We start from the raw sequence: 19,838 nt of genomic DNA on the forward strand, positions 1-19,838 counted from the left end.
GATCTGGTTTCTAAGACTAAATCGAATGAAATTCGATAATTTCGCGGGAATAAATTTGTCAAATTATGGAATTCGAGCAAACAGTAACTTTACTGAATATAAAATAGTGGCGCTGAAATCTGAGGGAGTGGTCAAATTCAGAGAGTGAAATACGCACAGTTGAGCTGTCTTCTATATAGTGGTTTTGTTGTTTTGGAATTATTTCTTGGTAGATCTCGTTAAGTTTTGGAGCCAACTTCTATGAAAATTGTTATTGCACCAGACTCGTTTAAAGAATCGTTATCGGCGGTATCGGTGGCGGCGTGTATTGAAAAGGGCTTTCGTGAAATTTTCCCTGACGCTGACTATGTGACCTTGCCTTTAGCCGATGGCGGTGAAGGTACTGTTGATGTGTTGCTGCAAGGCTTGGCGGGGCAAAAGCAAACACATCAAGTGGAAGGGCCGTTGGGCGCATTGGTTAATGCTGAATGGGCGATGCTTAAGCCATCCGATAGCAACCCAAACAAAACCGCACTGATTGAAATTGCTGCTGCATCTGGATTGGACCTACTGACTCCAGGCCAGCGTGACCCTTTGGTTGCCTCTTCTTTCGGTACTGGGCAACTGATATTAGAAGCGATAGAACAGGGCGCTCAAACCATTATTCTTGGATTAGGTGGCAGTGCTACCAATGATGGTGGTGCAGGCATTGTACAAGCGTTAGGTGGGACACTGTCAGATGATACAGGGCAAGAGCTTAGCCGAGGTGGTGCTGCGTTAGCGGAGTTAGTATCTATTGATCTTACCGATCTAGATTCACGCTGCGCGGATATCGAGTTGATCGTCGCGTGCGATGTGGATAATCCGCTGTGTGGTGAAAATGGTGCTAGCCATATATTCGGCCCACAAAAAGGAGCAGCACCTGAACAAGTCTTGATGCTTGATAAGGCGCTAGCGAATTTTGCTCGAATCGCTGAAATGCAGGGTTGTGTCGGTGGTGAGGAGCCGGTTAACAAGCGCACTGGTTATGGCGCGGCGGGTGGTACGCCGATGGGACTCAGCTTGCTATTCAACATGCAGATTAAGCCGGGTATTGAGATGGTACTTGATGTATTACAAGCTGATGAGATATTGAAAGGTGCCGACCTTGTGATTACGGGCGAAGGACAAATGGACAACCAAACCTTGCAAGGAAAGACACCTTATGGCATTGCCAAGCGTGCAAGTTTACAAGGTATTCCAACCATAGGTATTGCCGGATCACTGGGCACTGAAGTCGAAGCGCTTTACGGTGAAATGAGCAGTTTGTTCGGGACTGTGCGCTCTCCACAGTCACTCGAGCAAGTACTACGAGAAGCTGAATTGAACTTAACTAGAACGGCAAGAAATATAGCTTCGACGCTGAAGTTAGGTCATGCAATTCTTAAATAAAGTTCGGTGATACAAAGGCTTAGTTAACTCACCTGTTCGATAGGTTTTATAGATAGCAACGATAAATATAAACGATTATATTTTCTGGTCACTCAGGTCTATTTTTTATCCATATTATTTTAGTGGTTTTTAAAGTATTGAATCCACTTAAATCGAAGATATGGCAACGATGCGATATCTTTTACCTTAAGGAATAGACCATGAGTAAAAAACTAACTACAGCTGCGGGTTGTCCTGTTGCTCATAATCAGAATGTTCAAACGGCGGGCAAACGCGGCCCACAGCTTCTACAAGATGTTTGGTTTTTAGAGAAATTGGCTCACTTTGATCGTGAAGTGATTCCAGAGCGTCGCATGCACGCAAAAGGCTCAGGTGCTTACGGTACATTTACCGTGACCCACGATATTACCAAATACACCAAGGCAAAACTGTTCTCTGAAGTTGGTAAGAAAACCGACCTTTTTGCACGCTTTACGACAGTAGCAGGCGAGCGTGGCGCAGCTGATGCTGAGCGTGATATTCGTGGTTTTGCATTGAAATTCTATACCGAAGAAGGTAACTGGGACATGGTGGGTAACAACACGCCTGTGTTCTTCTTACGCGATCCTCTTAAATTCCCAGATCTAAATCATGCAGTGAAACGTGACCCACGTACTAACATGCGTAGCGCGAAGAACAACTGGGATTTCTGGACTTCTCTGCCTGAAGCACTTCACCAAATCACTATCGTAATGAGTGATCGTGGTATCCCAGCTACTTACCGCCACATGCACGGTTTTGGTAGCCACACATTTAGCTTTATCAACAGTGATAATGAGCGTTTTTGGGTTAAATTCCACTTCAAATCTCAGCAAGGTATTAAGAACTTGTCGGATGCTGAAGCAGCGAAGCTGATCGGCGAAGATCGTGAAAGTCACCAACGTGATCTGCTAGAAAGCATCGATAACCAAGACTTCCCGAAATGGAAACTTAAAGTTCAAGTGATGCCAGAAGCGGACGCAGCGAAAGTACCTTACAACCCATTCGATCTTACTAAGATCTGGCCTCATGCAGACTACCCATTGATTGAAGTGGGTGAGCTAGAGCTTAACCGCAACCCTGAGAACTTCTTCGCTGAAGTTGAGCAGTCAGCATTCAACCCTGCTAACGTAGTTCCAGGTATCAGCTTCTCGCCAGACAAGATGCTACAAGGTCGTCTGTTTGCTTACGGTGATGCTCAGCGCTACCGTTTGGGTGTTAACCATCAGCACATCCCAGTGAACGCACCTCGTTGCCCTGTACACAGCTACCACCGTGATGGTGCGATGCGTGTTGACGGTAACTTTGGTAGCACATTAGGCTATGAGCCAAACAACGAAGGCCAATGGGCAGAGCAACCTGATTTTGCAGAACCAGCATTGAACCTTGATGGTGCAGCAGCACACTGGGATCATCGCGAAGATGAAGATTACTTCTCGCAACCGGGTGACCTGTTCCGCCTAATGACACCAGAAAAACAAGCGATTCTGTTTGATAACACAGCTCGCAACCTAGGCGGCGTACCTAAAGAGATTCAACTGCGTCACCTAAGACACTGTTACAAAGCCGACCCTGCATATGGCGAAGGCATTGGTAAACTGCTTGAAATTGATGTAAGCGAATTTAAGTCGTAATCAAAAAGCTTGATTAGTTAAATGAAAGGCCGTTGAGTGAATTACTCAATGGCCTTTTTTGATCGCGCTGTGTAATGGGGGTATGTACTAGGAAAACCGTGTCAGTCACGTCAATTTATTGAAATTTATCGCTTTTTCTATTAATAGCTTTTGCCTATCGAATTGATAAATCTATCCCATTATCTTTATAAGACGGACGGGATTATCCTACGGCTATCAGTTTATAAAGTAGTAGAGTTTGAGATGAGTAAAAGCGCATTAATCGTTGAAGGTGGGGCAATGAGAGGCATCTTCGCTGCCGGAGTGTTAGACGCCTTTATGGAAGACGATTTCCGTCCTTATGATTTTGCCATTGGCGTATCTGCGGGCGTATCCAATTTGGTTGGTTACTTATCTCAAGCGCCAAAACGCAGCTACAACGTGATCACCACGATGGCGACCGATAAAACCTTCTTCAACCCAACTCGTTTTGCCAAGGGTGGTAACTTGGTAGACGTGAAGTGGTTGTGGAATGAATCAAACCAACGCTATCCACTGGATTGTGGTGAGATGTTTTCAAGTATCCCACTGATTGCCGCTGTGACGAATGTGGATACAGGCAGTGCCGATTACTATCACATTAAGCCAGAAAACCTTTCTAATGTGGTTGAAGCAACAACGGCCTTACCTATCGCTTACCGTGAAACACCGTGCTTCTCTGGCGGCTGTTATACAGATGGTGGTGTAGCCGATTCAATTCCAGTTCGTGAAGCTTATCGCCGTGGTGCGCGTGATATTACCGTGATTCTATCTCACCCATTGAGCTACCGAATGAAGCCGCAGAAGTATCAGTGGATGCTGAAAAAACTGTTAAAGAAATTCCCAAACATTGCGGAGTCGATGGCGGTACGTGCTGAAAACTACAACCAGTCTTTGGAGTTCATTCGTAACCCTCCAAAAGATGCGACCATTAAGGTGATTGCGCCACCGGAAACGTTCGCGGTTAAGCGACTGACTATGGTTCAAAGTACCTTGGATGCAGGTTATGAGATGGGCGTGAAGGCAGGGGAAGAGCATCTGGCTATTCGAAAAGGTACTTACGGATTAGACATCGAGGATTGCCACTTCTGCATCTAGTTCTGTTTTCTATATTGGGATAACCCAAAAAGCCACGCTGTTCACTTAGGAATAGCGTGGCTTTGTATTTGTAGAGCTAGTCTGTTTTTAAATCAGCTCGTTATTGAACGAGTTCGTTGCCGCTGGTGTTGTCTGCAAAGAAAGCGTCAACGCTGGTTAGGGTTGTATTGGCAATGTTGAACAGTGCATCTTTGGTCAAGAAAGCTTGGTGACCTGTGAACAGCACGTTATGGCAAGCAGATAGGCGACGGAACACGTCATCCACAATCACATCGTTAGACTTGTCTTGGAAGAACAGCTCTTTCTCGTTGTCATACACATCAAGGCCAAGCGCGCCAATCTTACTCTGTTTCAGTGCTTCGATTGCTGCGGTTGAATCTAACAGTTCACCGCGGCTGGTGTTAACGATCATCACGCCATCTTTCATTTTCTCAAATGCAGTCGCATCCAAAAGATGGTAGTTCTCTTTGCTCATTGGGCAGTGCAGAGAAATCACATCAGACTCTTGATAAAGCTCATCCAATTCCACGTATTTAGCACCTAGTTCAACGGCTAATGGGTTTGGATATGGGTCATAACATAGGATGTTCATGCCCAAACCCTTCAGAATGCGCATCGTTGCTAAGCCAATCTTACCTGAACCAATCACACCAACGGTTTTACCGTGGAAGTTAAAGCCGACCAAGCCTTCAAGGGAGAAGTTCGCATCACGAGTTCGTTGGTATGCCTTGTGCAGTTTACGGTTCAAACACATCATCATGCCGACCGTGTGTTCAGCTACCGATTCTGGTGAATAAGCAGGAACGCGAACCACTTGCAGGCCAAACTCTTTGGCTGCGCCTAGGTCGACTTTATCAAAACCCGCACAGCGCATTGCAATCAGCTTGGTGCCGCCTTGTGCAAGAATCTCTAGCACGTCTCGCGATAGGTCGTCGTTTACAAATGCACACACCACTTCGTTGTCGTGCGCCATTTTTGCCGTGGTTGTAGTGAGGCGAAAATCATGGAAATGAAACTCAGCGTTGAGTTCGCCTTTCGCAAGGTTGAATGATTTTTCGTCGTATGATTTTGAGCTAAAAAAAGCAATGTTGAGCATGGCTTCCTCTCTTACCTAAAATATAAATAACCCGTCTGTTTTATTAATCTAAAATCGGGCTAAAACTAATAACTCTGTTCAGTGTGCTAGAGTTTTTTTCTCTTGTCTATCACCATTAGTCATTGTAATTATTAAGGTTATTTGGTCTTTTATCTCCACTTATTGAACATTAAAAATCACATTACGAAGTAGCTTGCTTATAAGTTCATGAATATCGAATGGATCTTACTTTCGAGTGTTGAACATCTTCTTGGTCTCTTTTTCTGACCAGAAATTAATGTTGAATTGTGCGTCGTCACTCAGTTCCACTCGATGCCAATATTGAGGTGGACTGGTGGCAAATTGCCCGGCTTCAATTGTGATCACTTTTTCTGGTTCTGTTGCTTCAATATCAGCAAAACCATAGAAGGTCACTGTACCTTCCATTACGCAGATCTGACCAAAGACACCCTCTGCGGTGTTGTGATGGTTGAGGAGTGCTGCTGGTATATTGTCTTTGGTGAAAAACGGTGTTGAACGTTGGATTTTACAGTGTGACGGAATACGTAAATGACTCATATAAAACCTCTTATCTGACTGTTCTTTAAAATGGGTACTTCTCTGTCGTAGGTGAGCAATCTTTACCAATAGTTTTCACTACTGAATTGACCAGGCTTTCTACGTAAGTGCTTTTCGAAACCTAAGCTGGTTAGTGCTTCACTTGTGTCACGAACCATTTGCGGATTGCCGCAAAGGTAGAAGAAACTGCGGGTTTGATTGAAAGCGACAGACGCGGCTTGCTCAAGGTCGCCTCCAAGTAACAAGCTTGGGATTCGTCCGCGCAAAGTTCCGGTGACTGATTCTCTAGAAATAATTGGCACATATTTAAGTTTCCCTTGAAAGTGATCGACGAGTTGAGTGATACGGTCTCGATAAGTCAGGTCTTGTTCTGTTCTTACGGCATGAACCAATACAAGGTTGTTGAATGACGCGGCTTTTTCTGAAGCCAATCCATTCTGTTGTTGGAGCTGCATGCTTTCGAGCATTGAGATGAATGGGCCAACCGCGGTTCCGGTTGAAAGCATCCATAGATCGTCGGCGATCTCTGGGATCTCATCCAATGTCATGAAGCTGAGGAGAGAGCTGACCGTTTTGATCCTTAATAATCAAAAACTCTAGATGCTGATGACCTTGCTCATGTTCCGGCGCATTCACCATGGAATAAGCACGTCTCACGAACTCATCCTCACTATTGAGTAAGCCGAGCTTAGTAAACTGACCCGCCTGATAAGGGGAGACAGGAGCACTGACTTGGAGTGAGAACAATTGATCTGTCCATTCTGTCTTGTGTAGGATTTTTCCGGTTACCAAACCATGAGGAATATCTGTCATATCATCACCTTTAAGAAGAGAAGTTATCTCATTAAGGATACTCAACTATTTACACTTTGGAGTTGCATGTAGCATGCCAATAATGAGAATGCTTATCAATACTGGTTTTGCGAATGAAATTAACTGTTATTGTGTCAAAAAGACACTCTACAAGCTGGTCAAAATGACTCGAATGTGTAATTGTTATCTGCGTGGTGCGTTGTTTTGGGGATCTAGAGCCGAGCTTTAGCAAAGTCTGCAGAGTGGTTTGACCCCTGAAGTATTGCACTAATAACTAAAGAGAATAATTTGTAGATGCGTATAATGGCGGCTTTCGATCTCAATATAGCCGTGTTTTATGCTTGATAATCTTCGTATGGCCTTGAACGTATTGTTCGTGACCATCAATACCGCAATGACTGCGTTTACCGTGAGCTTCTTTGGCCTCATCAAACTGATTCTGCCAATCTCTGTTGTGCAGAAGTCGTGTACTCGTTTAGCTAACTTCACATTTTGGTGCTGGGCTTCGCTCAACCTTTGGATGTTGAACGTGAACAACGACATCGAGTGGCAAGTCGAAGGCGGGGAAGATATCTCGACTAAACAGTGGTATTTGATGATGTCGAATCATCTTAGCTGGGCAGATATTGTTATTCTGTCTTCTATCTTGAAAGATAAGATGCCGATGACTAAGTTCTTCCTTAAGCATGAATTGCTGTATGTCCCTTTTGTTGGGTTGGCATGTTGGGGGCTAGATATGCCCTTCATGAGACGTCACTCGCGTGAGTTTTTGCTGCGTAACCCAGAACGTCGTAATGATGATTTCGATGCAATCAACAAAGCGTGTACTAAGTTCAAGCTTGCACCGACAACCTTGGTTAACTTTGTTGAAGGAACGCGTGCCAATCACGAGAAACTGGCGACAGCGAAAACCCCTTACCGACACCTATTGAAGCCTAAAACTGGTGGTGTAGCATTTGCACTATCGGCAATGGGACCAATCTTAGATGGCATTGTTGATGTCACTCTGGCTTATCCAGAAAACCAGACTTATCCGTTTGAAGATATGCTAAAAGGCAAAATGACCAAGGTCGTGGTGCGTATTAAATTGCATCCGATGGATGAGAACGTAAACGGTAATTACTTTGAAGATAAAGCGTTTAAGCGCCGTTTCTACAGTTGGTTGAATAACACGTGGAAAGAGAAAGACGCCTATCTTGATACGGTTTATGGGGTTGATACGCTCCGTGAGGCTGAAACGATTGATGGGCTTGATACGGTTCATAAGAAGCAAGAGCAGTAAGATCAAATCAAACAGATAGCATCAAAAAAGCCGATAGTTCATTGAACTATCGGCTTTTTTATTGAATCGCGGTGTCAGGGTAAGCGATAAAGTTAGTGTTTACTACCGTCAAATAGCTTGGTATGCATCAATGATGTGCTTCACTTGGCTCGGTTTGCCTTGCTTCTCTTGTCCTTGATGGATACGTAAGTAGTGCTGCAATGTTTTGGCTTTGTATTGCTGTGATACCTTCACTTGTTCATCACAGCTTGGTGTCCAGATCTTGTCACCGACGTTTGATATCTCGCTAATGGTTTGGCTCTTTTCTGCCTCGCCTTGGTTATTGCTCACCAATAAAATCTCGTAATAACGACGGTTCTCTTCAATCAACACTTCATCAACAAGACTAAAATTGAGCGCCTTTAAATGGCTTCTTAGCTCGAATTGTTGATGCACCGGACAAAGCAAGAAATCGATCGCTTTGTCAGGGTGTTGACGGTGAATATCATCGACTAATTTCTGAGTTAGATCGCCACCCACACCAGCGATAATGACTAGATGTCTGCCAGTGTGCTTTTCCAATGGAATCGCTGCCACATCTAAGCAGTAAACTTGCCATTGGCTAGTGACCTTTTGCTCTACCGTTTCACCTTGGGGAAAGTAACGAGTTAGCTTGCCTTCCAATTCATTCATCAGAGACGGGACTATATCGACAAAGTGAATCTGAGGCGCTTTATTATCCGACAACAGTTGAACACCCAAAAAGCCATGATCACAACAACAGTCCCAAATATGTTGGTAGTCATTGCTGACAAGGGAGTGGAGAGTTTGCAGTCGGTTACTTAGCTTCATAAGGTTCGCGTCGTTAGAAAAGGGATGTTGTCTTATCGAAAGCGCATTGTAATGACTTTCTAGAAAAACAAAAGCACCTAGGGTGTGAATCCTAGGTGCTTTGCGGTGTGTGATGGCTACAGAATTGTTAGTATAGGTTTACGATGCTTTGGCAACGGCTCTGATATGGCCTTCCACTCGGTTCTTACCAAGTTGTTGTGCGATAAGCTTTGCTTGTTCCGCCAGCGCTAAAGCTGAGTCTGTTTCGCCTTCTATTTGCGAATACCCCACACTAACCCCTAGTGATAAGGTGATATCTGGAGTGACGATGGTTTTCTCCGCGATTCCGACTCTGCACTGGTCTAGCTGGAATTTTGCATCTTTTACATCATTGGCTTTGAACAATACCGCGAACTCCTTTCCTCCTACACGTGCCAAGCAAAGTCCCTTTGGCTTGGGGAAGTAACTTCGAATTGATTCTGCAGTCAGCTTGATCATCTTGTCGCCCACCGTTTCACCGTAGGCTCGGTTTACATGGTCAAAGTTATCGATATCAAGCAGAGCAACATAGGTATCGGGCTCGCTCACGTAGTTTTCGATGGCGATACTGAAACTGCTCTTATTGTCTAACTGCGTCATCAGATCTTTGCTACTCAATTGATGTTGAAGCAGTAAGTTAGACAAAGAGACCTCAGTGTAATCTCGGATCATTCGCAGAATACTCTGGCTGATCGGTAAGTTTGCGTTTACGTATAGCACTGCGATCAACTGCTTGCGAGAGTGCAAAGGAATACAGTAATGACGTTGGTGTATTTTGAGTTTACACGCTAATGGGTCTGCGTACTTACCACTTCGGTAAGCCATGGTGTCCGGTGTAAATCGCTCTGCAAGGGCTTTGTCACAATGTACCGTTGACTTGTTTCCGTGATAGTCGATGGTACTGAATGCGTGGTTCTCAGGCTGATAGAGACAGAATTGAATGCCTTTTTGGTAGGTGAAGCTGTCCAGTATGGATTTTAACTCTCGCTTAAAGCTTACAAGATCATCGACTTTATTCAGTTGCGATAAGGACACGTTCAAACGATAAGCCAAATAGTTTGCGCCAATCCACAATAGAAGCAGTGAACCAAGCACCAAGCCAGTTAAAGTAAACTGGTGTGAGCTGGTTAAGATATCGTGGCGATCGGTGCCTGCGATGAATACCCAATTCAAGCTGTTGTCAGCGTCAAACACCGATATTTTGAAGTTATCTTGATAGTAATATTCGTGTTTACCAACGGTTTCACCTTGTGAGAGTTGGTGACTGATACCTGCGTGATAGCTGACTGATTTAGATCCGATACGTTTTGGATCTGGATGGAAGACCAGTCGTTCTGTTGCTCGGTCAACGACAAACACATAGCCGTGATTAAGCGTTTTTAAGTCTCTTAACCCTTGTGTGGTGTGTAGAAGGTCAAACTCAATCCATATTTCTTCATTTAATCTTTCCGCCGTGTGTTTAACTGCGAATACCCAACGACCATCTGCTTTTTGGTAAATCGAAGAGATGTAGAAATCCTCAACCACACTGTCTATTGAGTTCCATTTTATGGAGTCGATTTGTTCATGGGAAAGAGGTAATCCACGACTTGATATATATTGTTGGGATTGTGGTTGGTAACGAACGATATCAGAGAAGTTTGGTGTTCTTTTTAGAATATTATCGCTCAACTCCCTGAATTTTTTATCACCGATTGGAGCCGTTTTAGGTAAGCCTAGACTGGTTTCTAAAAAATAGAGTTTGCCGAATGTGGCTTCGATGTTGGAACGAATGGTAGAGCTTGCGATACGAATGTTTGTTGATGATTGTTCTGTTGCTGCTGTTTCTACTTTTTCAAGCTGAGCCACAGCAAGATAGAGCATCCCTCCAGTTAATAAAATAATGTATGGTTTAAAAAGCCGAATTAATGTTTTAGGTAAAGCCATGATATCCAAAGACGTAATAGATTCATTTTTATAGTACGGCCATACTAAACAGTTTTCTTAATCACAGCAATGCAAATGATTCCATATAAAAGAATGAGTTTTGTGATATTCAGCTAACAAAAAGGCCAGTTATAAATATAACTGGCCTTTATGGTTTTTGGTGTTTTATTGAGCTGACTTAGCTTGACTCAGTCTTACCTGGCGAATAATGCAAAATAGCCATCGAAGTTGGCGATAACAGCATTTCACCTTCAGCATGACCTGGTTTTACATTTCTCAGGTTAGTATCACAAATGGTCACCCAGTTTTGATCGCGATCCTTAGGTAATGCGAAGCGTGCAGGGGCGTTGGTTTGGTTGATAAGATAAATTAACTCGTCGCCCTCTTTGCCAATACCTAAATGCAAAGCTACTGAGCTTAAGCGGTTCCAGTCGTCATGTTCCATAAGTGTGCCATCGACACGGCTCCAGAAGATGCGGTTAGAGTTACGCTTTTCGCCACTGAATGCCTTAATAAACGGCACCATGTATTGCTGACGAGCAGAGATCATTTCAGATAACCAAGTCTTGAAGTAAGTTTTGCGCTCTGAATCTTCCCAGTTAAGCCAGCTGGTCACGCCATCTTGGCAGTAAGCGTTGTTGTTACCTTTTTGAGTATGAGATAACACATCGGCCGTCAAAATATGAGGAATACCAAAAGCAAACAGCAGGCTCGCCATGAAGTTACGTTTCTGCTTTTCACGTGTCGCGATAACTAACAGGTTTTCGGTTTCACCTTCAACACCGTAGTTTTCAGAACGGTTGTCACCGTGTCCATCGCGGTTGTTCTCACCATTCTCTTCGTTGTGCTTATGCTTGTAAGAAACAAGATCCTGCATGGTGAAACCATCATGATAAGTGATGTAGTTGACGGTTAATTTATACGGCCAGTGCGCAGCACTGTAGATGTCACGTGACCCCATCAAACGGGTTGCAAACTCTTTTAGGTAGCCTTGATCACCACGCCAGAAGCTACGTGTGATGTCTCGTAGTTTGTCGTTACACTCATTCCAGCCTAGCGGGAAATTACCCACTTGGTAGCCATTCGGGCCGATATCCCACGGTTCTGCGATGAGTTTAGTCTCTTTAAGCACAGGATCTTGAGCAACGGCTTTGAAGAAAGCAGCCTCAGGATTGTAGTTATCGCCTTCTCGCCCCAGTGTTGCAGCCAAATCAAAACGGAAGCCGTCGACTTGGAATTCACTTACCCAGTAGCGAAGCGTATCCATCACTAAGTTGAGTGCTGGCTGGTGGGTGAGATCAACGGTGTTACCACAACCCGTAAAATTCGCGTAATGACAGCCATGTTTAATGTAGTAGCGGCTATCTAGCGCTTTGAGATTGAAGGTTGTACCACCTTCGCCACCTTCTGCCGTGTGGTTGTACACCACGTCTAGAATGACTTCGATGCCATTTCGGTGAAGTTCACGAATGGCGGTTTTGAGTTCATTAACGGCGTCTTTTTCTGCGTAGCGTGGATCTGGCACCATGAACAAGTATGGGTTGTAACCCCAATAGTTCACTTTATCCATGTCCAAGAGATGAGGTTCATGCATACACGCAGCAACGGGTAGAAGCTGTAGAGAGTTGATATTTTGCTGTTTGTAGAACGCAAGCATTTCAGGGCTCACTAACCCTAAGTAGCGCCCTTTAGTATTGGCTGCCACTTCTGGGTGCAGTTGAGATAAACCTTTTACATGCGTTTCAAAAAGAACGGTATCTTCGCGGCTAATGTGTGGCTTTTCTACATCTTGCCAATCGAAGGTGTCATCAACAACGACACATTTCGCCATAGCAAAGCTTTTTTCATTGGTATATGGCGTGACGTAATTGAGCGGTTCGCTTATTGCTTTGGCGTACGGGTCTGAAAGCAGGATAGGGCCATTGTCCGTTTCTGCAATGAAGCCGTATTTTTGTCCCGCTTTAATACCATCAATAAAGACATATCTGATATCAGCGTATTCATTTTCTAATTTATAAGTGGTGAATTCGTCGTTCTCGTCAAAAAGAGCGAGAGAGAGTGATTTACAGTCAGGAGAATAAATTGAAAAGTTACAGCCAGTGTTACCTAGCGTTGCGCCTAGTGGATAAGGGCGAGCGAGCGTTCTAGTCATTGCTTGATTTCTTGTTCGTTTATCAACATCAGTGAACTATAAGTAAAAAGCTTTGTCACAGTAAGGTCAAGCAACTTCACAGAATAATTACGGTTAAAAAAATAATTTACCGATTAGGTTCAAATTATATATTTGAAGTAGATCTCACTTAAGGTGAATAATTAGATCTGAGTGCTGTCTACTCCTCCTAGATTAAGTGATCTACCTCTTTAAAACACCGTTCCGTATATTTTCTACTCCCCTCTAGTCCCCCTTAATTTAGTTAGGGGTGGAGGAAGTCAAACTTGTCATCCCCTCTTAATATTGACCCCGTTGAAACGAATCAGGGGAAACCCTAAACCTCTCTATCTTACGACTACCATTACTGCCTTTGGTTGCCGCAAGAGAGCAAAAATATAAAAACCTAAAATAAATCGTCCTTAATGGAGTTAAGAATGAAAAAAGTAAGTTTGATTGCTGCTGCAGTGGCGACTACGCTAGCTGCTGGCTCTGCGTTCGCTGTAGATTTTAATGGTTACATGCGTGCTGGTACTGGTATTAGCGGTAACGGTAACGGCGACGTATCAGTAAATAAAAACGGTATTGGTCGTCTAGGTAACGAAAATGACAACTACTACGAGTTTGGTCTAGCTGAAGAACTAAAAACTGGCGAGCAAACGTGGCGCGTAGAATCTATGATTGCTCAAGGCAACGACGGTTCTAATGGTTGGGAAGACGGCGATTTCAACGTTGCTCAGTTCGCTGTTAAAGCTAAAGGTGTTCTATCTTTCGACAACGAAGCAACGCTTTGGGCTGGTAAAACATATTACCAACGTAAAGACATCCACATTACTGACTTCTACTACCTAAATACATCTGGTACTGGTGGTGGTATCGAGAACCTATCAATCGGCGACCAGAAGCTATCTGTTGCACTGATTCAAGACGGTGATCACGACGAGTCTACAGGTTACATTTTTGATGCTCGTCTAGCGAACATTGGCCTATGGCAAGATGCATCTCTAGAGCTAGCATTAGCGTACAACTTTGCAACTGACTCTGATGATAAGAGTGAAGAAGCGGATGATGGCCTACTAGCTTCTGCGATCATTCACCAAGGTATGGATAACGGTTTCCACCAAACTATCCTTCAATACGGTACTAACGGTTACGGTGTTCAGGCGGCTAACTTCTGGGGTTCAGGTACATACTACGCTCGTGGTACTGAAGCATTCAACGATGCATCTGGTTTCCGTTTGATCAACTGGGGTGTAATGAACCTAGGCGAATCTTGGGAAATGGGTCACCAACTAGCATACCTATCTGGTAGCGACATCGGTGGTCAAGCTGCAGGCGTTTACACAAACAAAAACTTTGATATCGACCAGTACTCTGTAGTGGCTCGTCCAATGTTCAAGTGGAACGACACTATGCGTACTATCTTCGAAGCAGGCTACAATGCTGGTGAGAAAATTTCAGACAGCGGTTTAGCTAAAGAAGATTTCGGTAACGCTAAGTTCACAGTAGCTCAAGCTTGGGCTATGGGTGACAGCTTCTGGGCTCGTCCTGAAATCCGTGTTTACGGTTCTTACTTGCTAGATACTGAAAACAAAAATGCATTCAACGGCGACGATACTGAATATGTGTTCGGTATCCAAGCTGAAGCTTGGTGGTAAACACTTAGCTTAACAAATCCTAAACTGTCCTAATTCATAGCCGGCTCGCGTCGGCTATTTTTTTAAGGAATGTACGATTAAGTTGATCGTTCCCTAGGTGAATAGTTCTCTTTGTGGTAATTAAAGTTAGTAAATTTCTTAAAAAAATAACAAGAAGGAAGGGTTATGTATTTTAAAGCTCTAATGTTGAGTGGTTGTGTTGCGTTGGCCGGTTGTCAATCTGCACAAGTGGTTGAGCAAGTGCAAGTGGCACAGGCTGAACAAGTTAACTCTATTGCTGGTCTTCAATTTGCCCCGATGAAGCTTCCAAGCTCGGCAATTTTCGATGTAACACCAGACAGTCAAATTTTAAACTATCAGGGTATAAACAGCCCTGTAGTAGCGATCGAGCTACCAGCGGATCGCGGCGAATACTCTATTAAGATCACGAGCATGATCGGTGAGACTGCATTTGTGCCTAATGCGGTTATTTATGACAAGAATGGTCGTGAGTTAGAGCGTTATGGCAAAGAAAGCTTCGAATATGCGAAGCCTAGGTTGCATTTGGGCAACCGTCTTGTTGCAGAAAATGATTTTTACCCACCGACAACTGCTGAGTCTGTTTACTTAGTTATCTATACAGAGCAAGAAGATCTTGGTGGTTTTACTGATGTTATTCACCCTGCACGTTTAGATGCTGAAGGCCGTGGTAACTATTTGCCAGAAGTAGAAGATATTCCCGTTCCAAATGCGAATGTCGGTAAGATAGAAGTGACTATTGATAGAGTGGGCTTCTTCTCATTTGGCTCTAGCAGTGAATCTAACGCTAAACCAGCGGCAGCAGCTAAGGTTGAGACAATTCAACCAGAAACACAAACTTACTACCATAATGCCATTCAAGCAGCAGTAGACGCAGATAATATTCCCAAAGCTCTGAGCCTACTAGATGAAGCAAAAGCCCTTGGTATTGAAGGTGCACAAGAAGTTTTTGTAAAAGCAGTCAATAAAAAGTAATCAAAATACTGAATGATATGAAAAGAAGGGCTCCTAGTTAGGGGCCTTTTTTATTGCTTGTAATAAATTAAAAGTAATACTGATATTCACCGAATACTTGAATGTTAATAACCTCAGACTTGCACATAATAACCAATAACCAATAACCAATAACCAATAACCAATAACCAATAGCTAATATAAATGGGCGTGATTCGTTATTTATAGTTTTGATTTACTAACTACTAAAAAACACTCTCGTCTATTTTACTCTTCTCAAAAAGCTGAATACGAGCTCTATTGACGAATCGCCATTTCATTTACCAACCTAAGCTCGCTTCCTAAATTTTACATACACTTAAATTAGACGCTCACGCGGAGTTGTTATGCTTTCTACTAAGAGCTAAGAATTCAGGGAGTTCGTTACCTCTTTACATTGATGGTTTGGTTAATGAGGGTAAGGGAGTGATGTGGTGCATCTGGGTTGGAGTTTATTAAGGACAAAAAAGGGAGACTGACGTCTCCCAAAAGGCTAGCTTGCGCTGGTTTTATTATCTGTTTATTAGAATCATAAGCTTTAAGGCTTAATTCTTGGTTCCTGAAACGACCGCTTTTTCTACATTGCCATCTAGCTCGTGAATCGCATTCAGAGTGAATGTGTAGGTGCCAGCTTCTGTTACGCTTAGTTGGCAGTTACCATCAATACCTAGGTCGATTGACTCATCGGCAAGTTCGACTGAATCACAACCAAAGTTAGGTGTATTCCAATCTGCATCTGCGAACTTGAAGCCATAATCGCCGGCTTCCAAGCTGCCTGTTACAGAATAAACACCATTAGCGACAAAGCTCATTGCCCAATCATCAACAGGGTTCCATCCATTCATGTCGCCACGAACGTAAACTGTTGTTTGGCCATACGGTGGAATACTAGAAACATCCTTGCCTGAGTTATCAACCGGCAAACCAGCACCTTGTGCATCGCCTTGAGCTTGTACAAATACAGCGGTGGTTAGTTCTGGGACTGTGAAGGTTTCAGCGGCGAAGCTTGCACCTTTTACAATGTCATCTTCAGAGCTCTGTTGAACGGTGTGAAGTGTAAAGCCGGTTGCTCCCGTGATTTTGAACGATTGAGATTCATTAGTTGAGTTTACAACTGCCACAATCGCATCATTTGCAGGGTCAAGATCGTCGCCCGCAGACACACCATCATCGATAGACATTACAATCAGGCCTTCAACTTGGTCTTCGCCAACATTGCGGAAGTCGACTCGCTTCATAACTTCGTCTGCTGTGTCTAAGCGGAACAGTTCGCTTGAGCTACGGATTTTTAATAGCTCTAGGAATTGCTGCTTAGTCAGATTAATGTCTTCTTCGTCTGGTTTAGCCGTTGGGTCAGCAATGATTGTTTTGATCAGATCCCAGTTCGCACCATCTTTGTCTTCACGTGGTAAGCCAACATTCCAGTTGTTGTTAGTACCATCAAACATTACGCGGTTGTACCAGTCACCAGAATCGTAAGAATCACGCTGCATAGACTTTGAACGTAGCAGTTCAGAACCCATATGGATGAATGGTATGCCTTGGCCTAACATCACTGTAGAGAGCGATACAGACTGCATGCGAGCACGCTCTGCAGAGCTAGTACCAGTGGCGATTTTGTATGCGTTGTTATCCCAAAGCGTTTGGTTATCGTGTTTTGAAACGTAAGAGATGTTCTCTGAAGGCATCTTGGTGTAACCAGCTGGAGCACCGTTGTAATCAACGTTTTTACCCAGTTTTGTATCGCCTTTGTAATCAATCAGTACGTATTCTGCGAGGTTACCTGCCATACCCAAACGAACAAGGTCTTGGTTATGTAAACGACCATTGATCGAATCTTGATCAACTTTGGTTTCTTCGTTGGCAATCGCTGCATTACCAAAGCCTTGGTTAAAGCGAAGTGGGTGGTTGCCTTCTGAATCGACGCCACCATCAAATGGGCTACCGCCACGAACTGCATCACGCAAACGGTCTGAGAATGTGCCGATCTCTGTACCCGCCATGTTTACTTGGTTCGCTTGATCGAAGCGGGCGTTATCGGCTACTTCGCCAAAATCCCAACCTTCGCCGTAGAACAGGGTGTTTTCATCGATTTTACGTACTTCAGCAAGAGCTTCGACCATCACGTCTTTCGGCTGGTGGCCCATTAAGTCAAAACGGAAGCCGTCCACTTTATAGTCGTCAGCCCACACCTTAAGTGAGTCGACCATCAATTTACCCATCATTAGGTTTTCGGTCGCAGTGTTGTCACAACAAGTCGAGTTTTCGACGCCACCAGTGTTGACGTTAAGACGGTGGTAGTACCCAGGGACAATCTTATCCAGTACCGACTTATCGTTCACACCAGACGCGTTGGTGTGGTTGTATACCACGTCCATGATCAGCTTGAGATCCATGTCGTGCGTGGCTTTCACCATCTGACGGAATTCGAGAATACGCTGTGAACCATTAGGATCGGTCGCGTAACTTCCCTCTGGCACCGTGTAATGGAATGGGTCGTAGCCCCAGTTGAAGCTATCAAGCATACGAAGGTCATTCATTAATGCTTGTGCGTCACCCGTTGAAGGGTCATAACCATCGAGTACGTCTTCGATGACTTTGTTTTCGTCTTCGCTTCCACATAAGGCAGCAGTCGGTTTTACATCACACAGTTTGCCTACGGTGTCGGTTATATCAACACGGCTCGCAGCATCTTCATCAACGGTAGCGATATCAAATGCTGGTAAGATATGCAGCGTCGTCAAGCCCGCATCTTTCAATTCTTTTAGGTGTTTGACTGACTCACGATCGGCTTCTGTGAGAGCGAGGTATTTTCCATTTAGGTTCGCTGTACCTAGCTTATCGCTAAAACTAAAGTCACGTAGGTGAGATTCGTAAAGTACATGGTCTTCGTCTTTCTCTACGGTTGGTCGTTGGTAGTTGTCCCAGTTCGCAGGTTTCAAGGTTGAATCATTTAGGTCAATCACTTGAGAGTATGCTGAGTTCTTTGACAAACTGAGAGAGTATGGGTCTGTCACAAGGCGAGTTTCGATGTTGCCTGTGGTTGGATGGTAGACCTTCACTTGGTAACGATAGTAACTGTTGACTGCATTAGACACCGCGTCAGTCGCCCAAATACCCGTTTCAGCACTTTCCGTCATTGGGATCACTTGTGAACTTTGCAAATCTTCGCTGTATAGGACGAGTTCTACATCTTGCGCGGTTGGTGCCCAAAGCTTGAAGGTCGCTGCACTGCCTTCAATAATCGCGCCTAATTCTTCACTCATCGCATTACCAGCATCTTCACTAGCAAATACCGCATCAAGTACACCAGGCTTTTGAACCTCAGTTGAAGAGGTAACGTCGCCATTTGAGTTGTAGGCAACAAGAATTATCTGAGACTTCAAAATGGTGCGCAGTGTTGTGTCATCAACATCAATTGCCACTGCTGGTAAGCTTGCTAGGTGTCGGAAACGCTCTTTCAATTCAGAAGATAGTTCTCCGTCTTTGCTTAGTTCAATTGCAGTTCCGCCGACAATCTCTTTGTTATCGTTCATTGTGATGCTGTTGTCTAGTGCATAGAAAAGCTTCACAGAGTCTGCATTGCTAGCCGCTTCCCAACCAATTGTGGTTGCATCTAGCCAGTGTGCTTTTTGACCATCAATATTGACTGGTCGCTCTGAAATAGGGTCGTAGTACAACTCGCTGCTGCCATGGAAACCAAATACGCCTTGTGAATCGCCAAGCTTAGTTAACTCGACTTTTGAGTTCGCACTGCCAAATGCTTTCTCATCACCATTGTGCAAGATGAAGTTCATGCACTTGTGTGGGTCAGAGGCATCTGGGTCAACTTTCAACACATAATAGGCACCGTAAGTATCGCTGATACCATCGTATTCGTAAGGGCTGTTCCAGTCGGTTCCGGTTTCACTTAATCCCATGCCGACTAAATCTGTGCTGGTACAGCCTTCACCATTCCAAAGGTGCAGCCCCCAACCGTCGTAAGTTGAGCCAGATGAGCTTGCAGCGGCAACATCGCGTTTGTAGTAAATAACGACTTCGTTTTCAGCTGCAGGGTATAAACCACTGTTGCCAGGGTCTGTACCGTTGTCGCTATCATTATCACTACCACAACCCGCGATCAAACTAGCGGTGAAGAGCGGTAAAATTGCTTTGGCCAATGTAGAGCGTTTGAAGCTCTTCTTTTTGGTGTTGTTGAAGGTATTTCGTAGAGAGATAATTTTATTAATATTTATGTTGTTCACGTTTTAATATCCATATTTCACTTTTTATGAAGATGAATATCCTAGTCTTAACGATGGTCAACTATTTGTGATGG

Annotated in this window: 12 protein-coding genes and 1 pseudogene; 6 read left to right on the forward strand and 7 right to left on the reverse strand. The window is 44.1% G+C overall.

All coding sequences use genetic code 11. The features are described from left to right. Positions 1 to 240 precede the first annotated feature (240 nt). The 3 genes from AC3CH3_RS19775 (at position 241) to AC3CH3_RS19785 (ending at position 4,178) form a co-directional block, all read left to right on the forward strand. A complete protein-coding gene (locus tag AC3CH3_RS19775; RefSeq protein ID WP_488538189.1) occupies positions 241 to 1,410 on the forward strand; it encodes a glycerate kinase in 1,170 nt (389 codons plus the stop codon). Positions 1,411 to 1,610: 200 nt separating this feature from the next. Further along, complete coding sequence (katE2, locus tag AC3CH3_RS19780; RefSeq protein WP_019827020.1) at positions 1,611 to 3,062, forward strand: catalase KatE2; 1,452 nt, start codon at positions 1,611 to 1,613, stop codon at positions 3,060 to 3,062. A 243-nt stretch (positions 3,063 to 3,305) separates the two neighbouring features. Beyond that, positions 3,306 to 4,178 carry a patatin-like phospholipase family protein gene (locus AC3CH3_RS19785; RefSeq protein ID WP_019827019.1) on the forward strand — a complete coding sequence of 291 codons (873 nt, stop codon included), beginning with the start codon at positions 3,306 to 3,308 and terminating at the stop codon, positions 4,176 to 4,178. A gap of 100 nt (positions 4,179 to 4,278) precedes the next feature. Here the strand turns inward: AC3CH3_RS19785 and AC3CH3_RS19790 are convergent, their stop codons facing one another. The 3 genes and pseudogenes from AC3CH3_RS19790 to AC3CH3_RS19800 form a co-directional block, all read right to left on the reverse strand. Beyond that, positions 4,279 to 5,274 (reverse strand): 2-hydroxyacid dehydrogenase, encoded by a 996-nt coding sequence (locus AC3CH3_RS19790; RefSeq protein ID WP_019827018.1) that lies wholly within the window; start codon positions 5,272 to 5,274, stop codon positions 4,279 to 4,281. A gap of 225 nt (positions 5,275 to 5,499) precedes the next feature. After that, entirely contained in the window at positions 5,500 to 5,832 is a 333-nt protein-coding gene (locus AC3CH3_RS19795; protein ID WP_019827017.1) for a TehB family protein, read from the reverse strand. Between the two features lie 62 nt (positions 5,833 to 5,894). Continuing rightward, positions 5,895 to 6,645 (reverse strand): annotated as a pseudogene (locus tag AC3CH3_RS19800) (ferredoxin--NADP reductase). Positions 6,646 to 6,982: 337 nt separating this feature from the next. Here AC3CH3_RS19800 and yihG point away from each other — a divergent pair. Continuing rightward, on the forward strand, positions 6,983 to 7,927 hold the full coding sequence (gene yihG, locus AC3CH3_RS19805; RefSeq protein ID WP_488538190.1) for a 1-acylglycerol-3-phosphate O-acyltransferase, YihG family: 945 nt from the start codon (positions 6,983 to 6,985) through the stop codon (positions 7,925 to 7,927). 108 nt (positions 7,928 to 8,035) lie between these two features. On the opposite strand, the gene AC3CH3_RS19810 is transcribed toward yihG, so the two are convergent. The 3 genes from AC3CH3_RS19810 to glgX all read right to left on the reverse strand — a co-directional run bounded on the left by AC3CH3_RS19810 (position 8,036) and on the right by glgX (position 12,854). Next, on the reverse strand, positions 8,036 to 8,758 hold the full coding sequence (locus AC3CH3_RS19810) for a tRNA (adenine(22)-N(1))-methyltransferase (protein WP_488538191.1): 723 nt from the start codon (positions 8,756 to 8,758) through the stop codon (positions 8,036 to 8,038). A 138-nt stretch (positions 8,759 to 8,896) separates the two neighbouring features. Next, a complete protein-coding gene (locus AC3CH3_RS19815; RefSeq protein ID WP_488538192.1) occupies positions 8,897 to 10,639 on the reverse strand; it encodes a sensor domain-containing diguanylate cyclase in 1,743 nt (580 codons plus the stop codon). A 241-nt stretch (positions 10,640 to 10,880) separates the two neighbouring features. Then, on the reverse strand, positions 10,881 to 12,854 hold the full coding sequence (gene glgX / locus AC3CH3_RS19820) for a glycogen debranching protein GlgX (RefSeq protein ID WP_488538193.1): 1,974 nt from the start codon (positions 12,852 to 12,854) through the stop codon (positions 10,881 to 10,883). A gap of 434 nt (positions 12,855 to 13,288) precedes the next feature. On the opposite strand from glgX, the gene lamB reads away from it, so the two are divergent. Both lamB and AC3CH3_RS19830 read left to right on the forward strand, forming a co-directional pair. Continuing rightward, entirely contained in the window at positions 13,289 to 14,509 is a 1,221-nt protein-coding gene (gene lamB, locus AC3CH3_RS19825) for a maltoporin LamB (RefSeq protein ID WP_488538194.1), read from the forward strand. A gap of 165 nt (positions 14,510 to 14,674) precedes the next feature. Continuing rightward, a complete protein-coding gene (locus AC3CH3_RS19830) occupies positions 14,675 to 15,502 on the forward strand; it encodes a MalM family protein (RefSeq protein WP_488538195.1) in 828 nt (275 codons plus the stop codon). Between the two features lie 563 nt (positions 15,503 to 16,065). On the opposite strand, the gene pulA is transcribed toward AC3CH3_RS19830, so the two are convergent. Then, positions 16,066 to 19,764 (reverse strand): pullulanase-type alpha-1,6-glucosidase, encoded by a 3,699-nt coding sequence (pulA, locus tag AC3CH3_RS19835; protein ID WP_488538196.1) that lies wholly within the window; start codon positions 19,762 to 19,764, stop codon positions 16,066 to 16,068. Between the last annotated feature and the right edge of the window lie 74 nt (positions 19,765 to 19,838).

The organism is Vibrio sp. QJM3NY_35 (assembly GCF_057785915.1).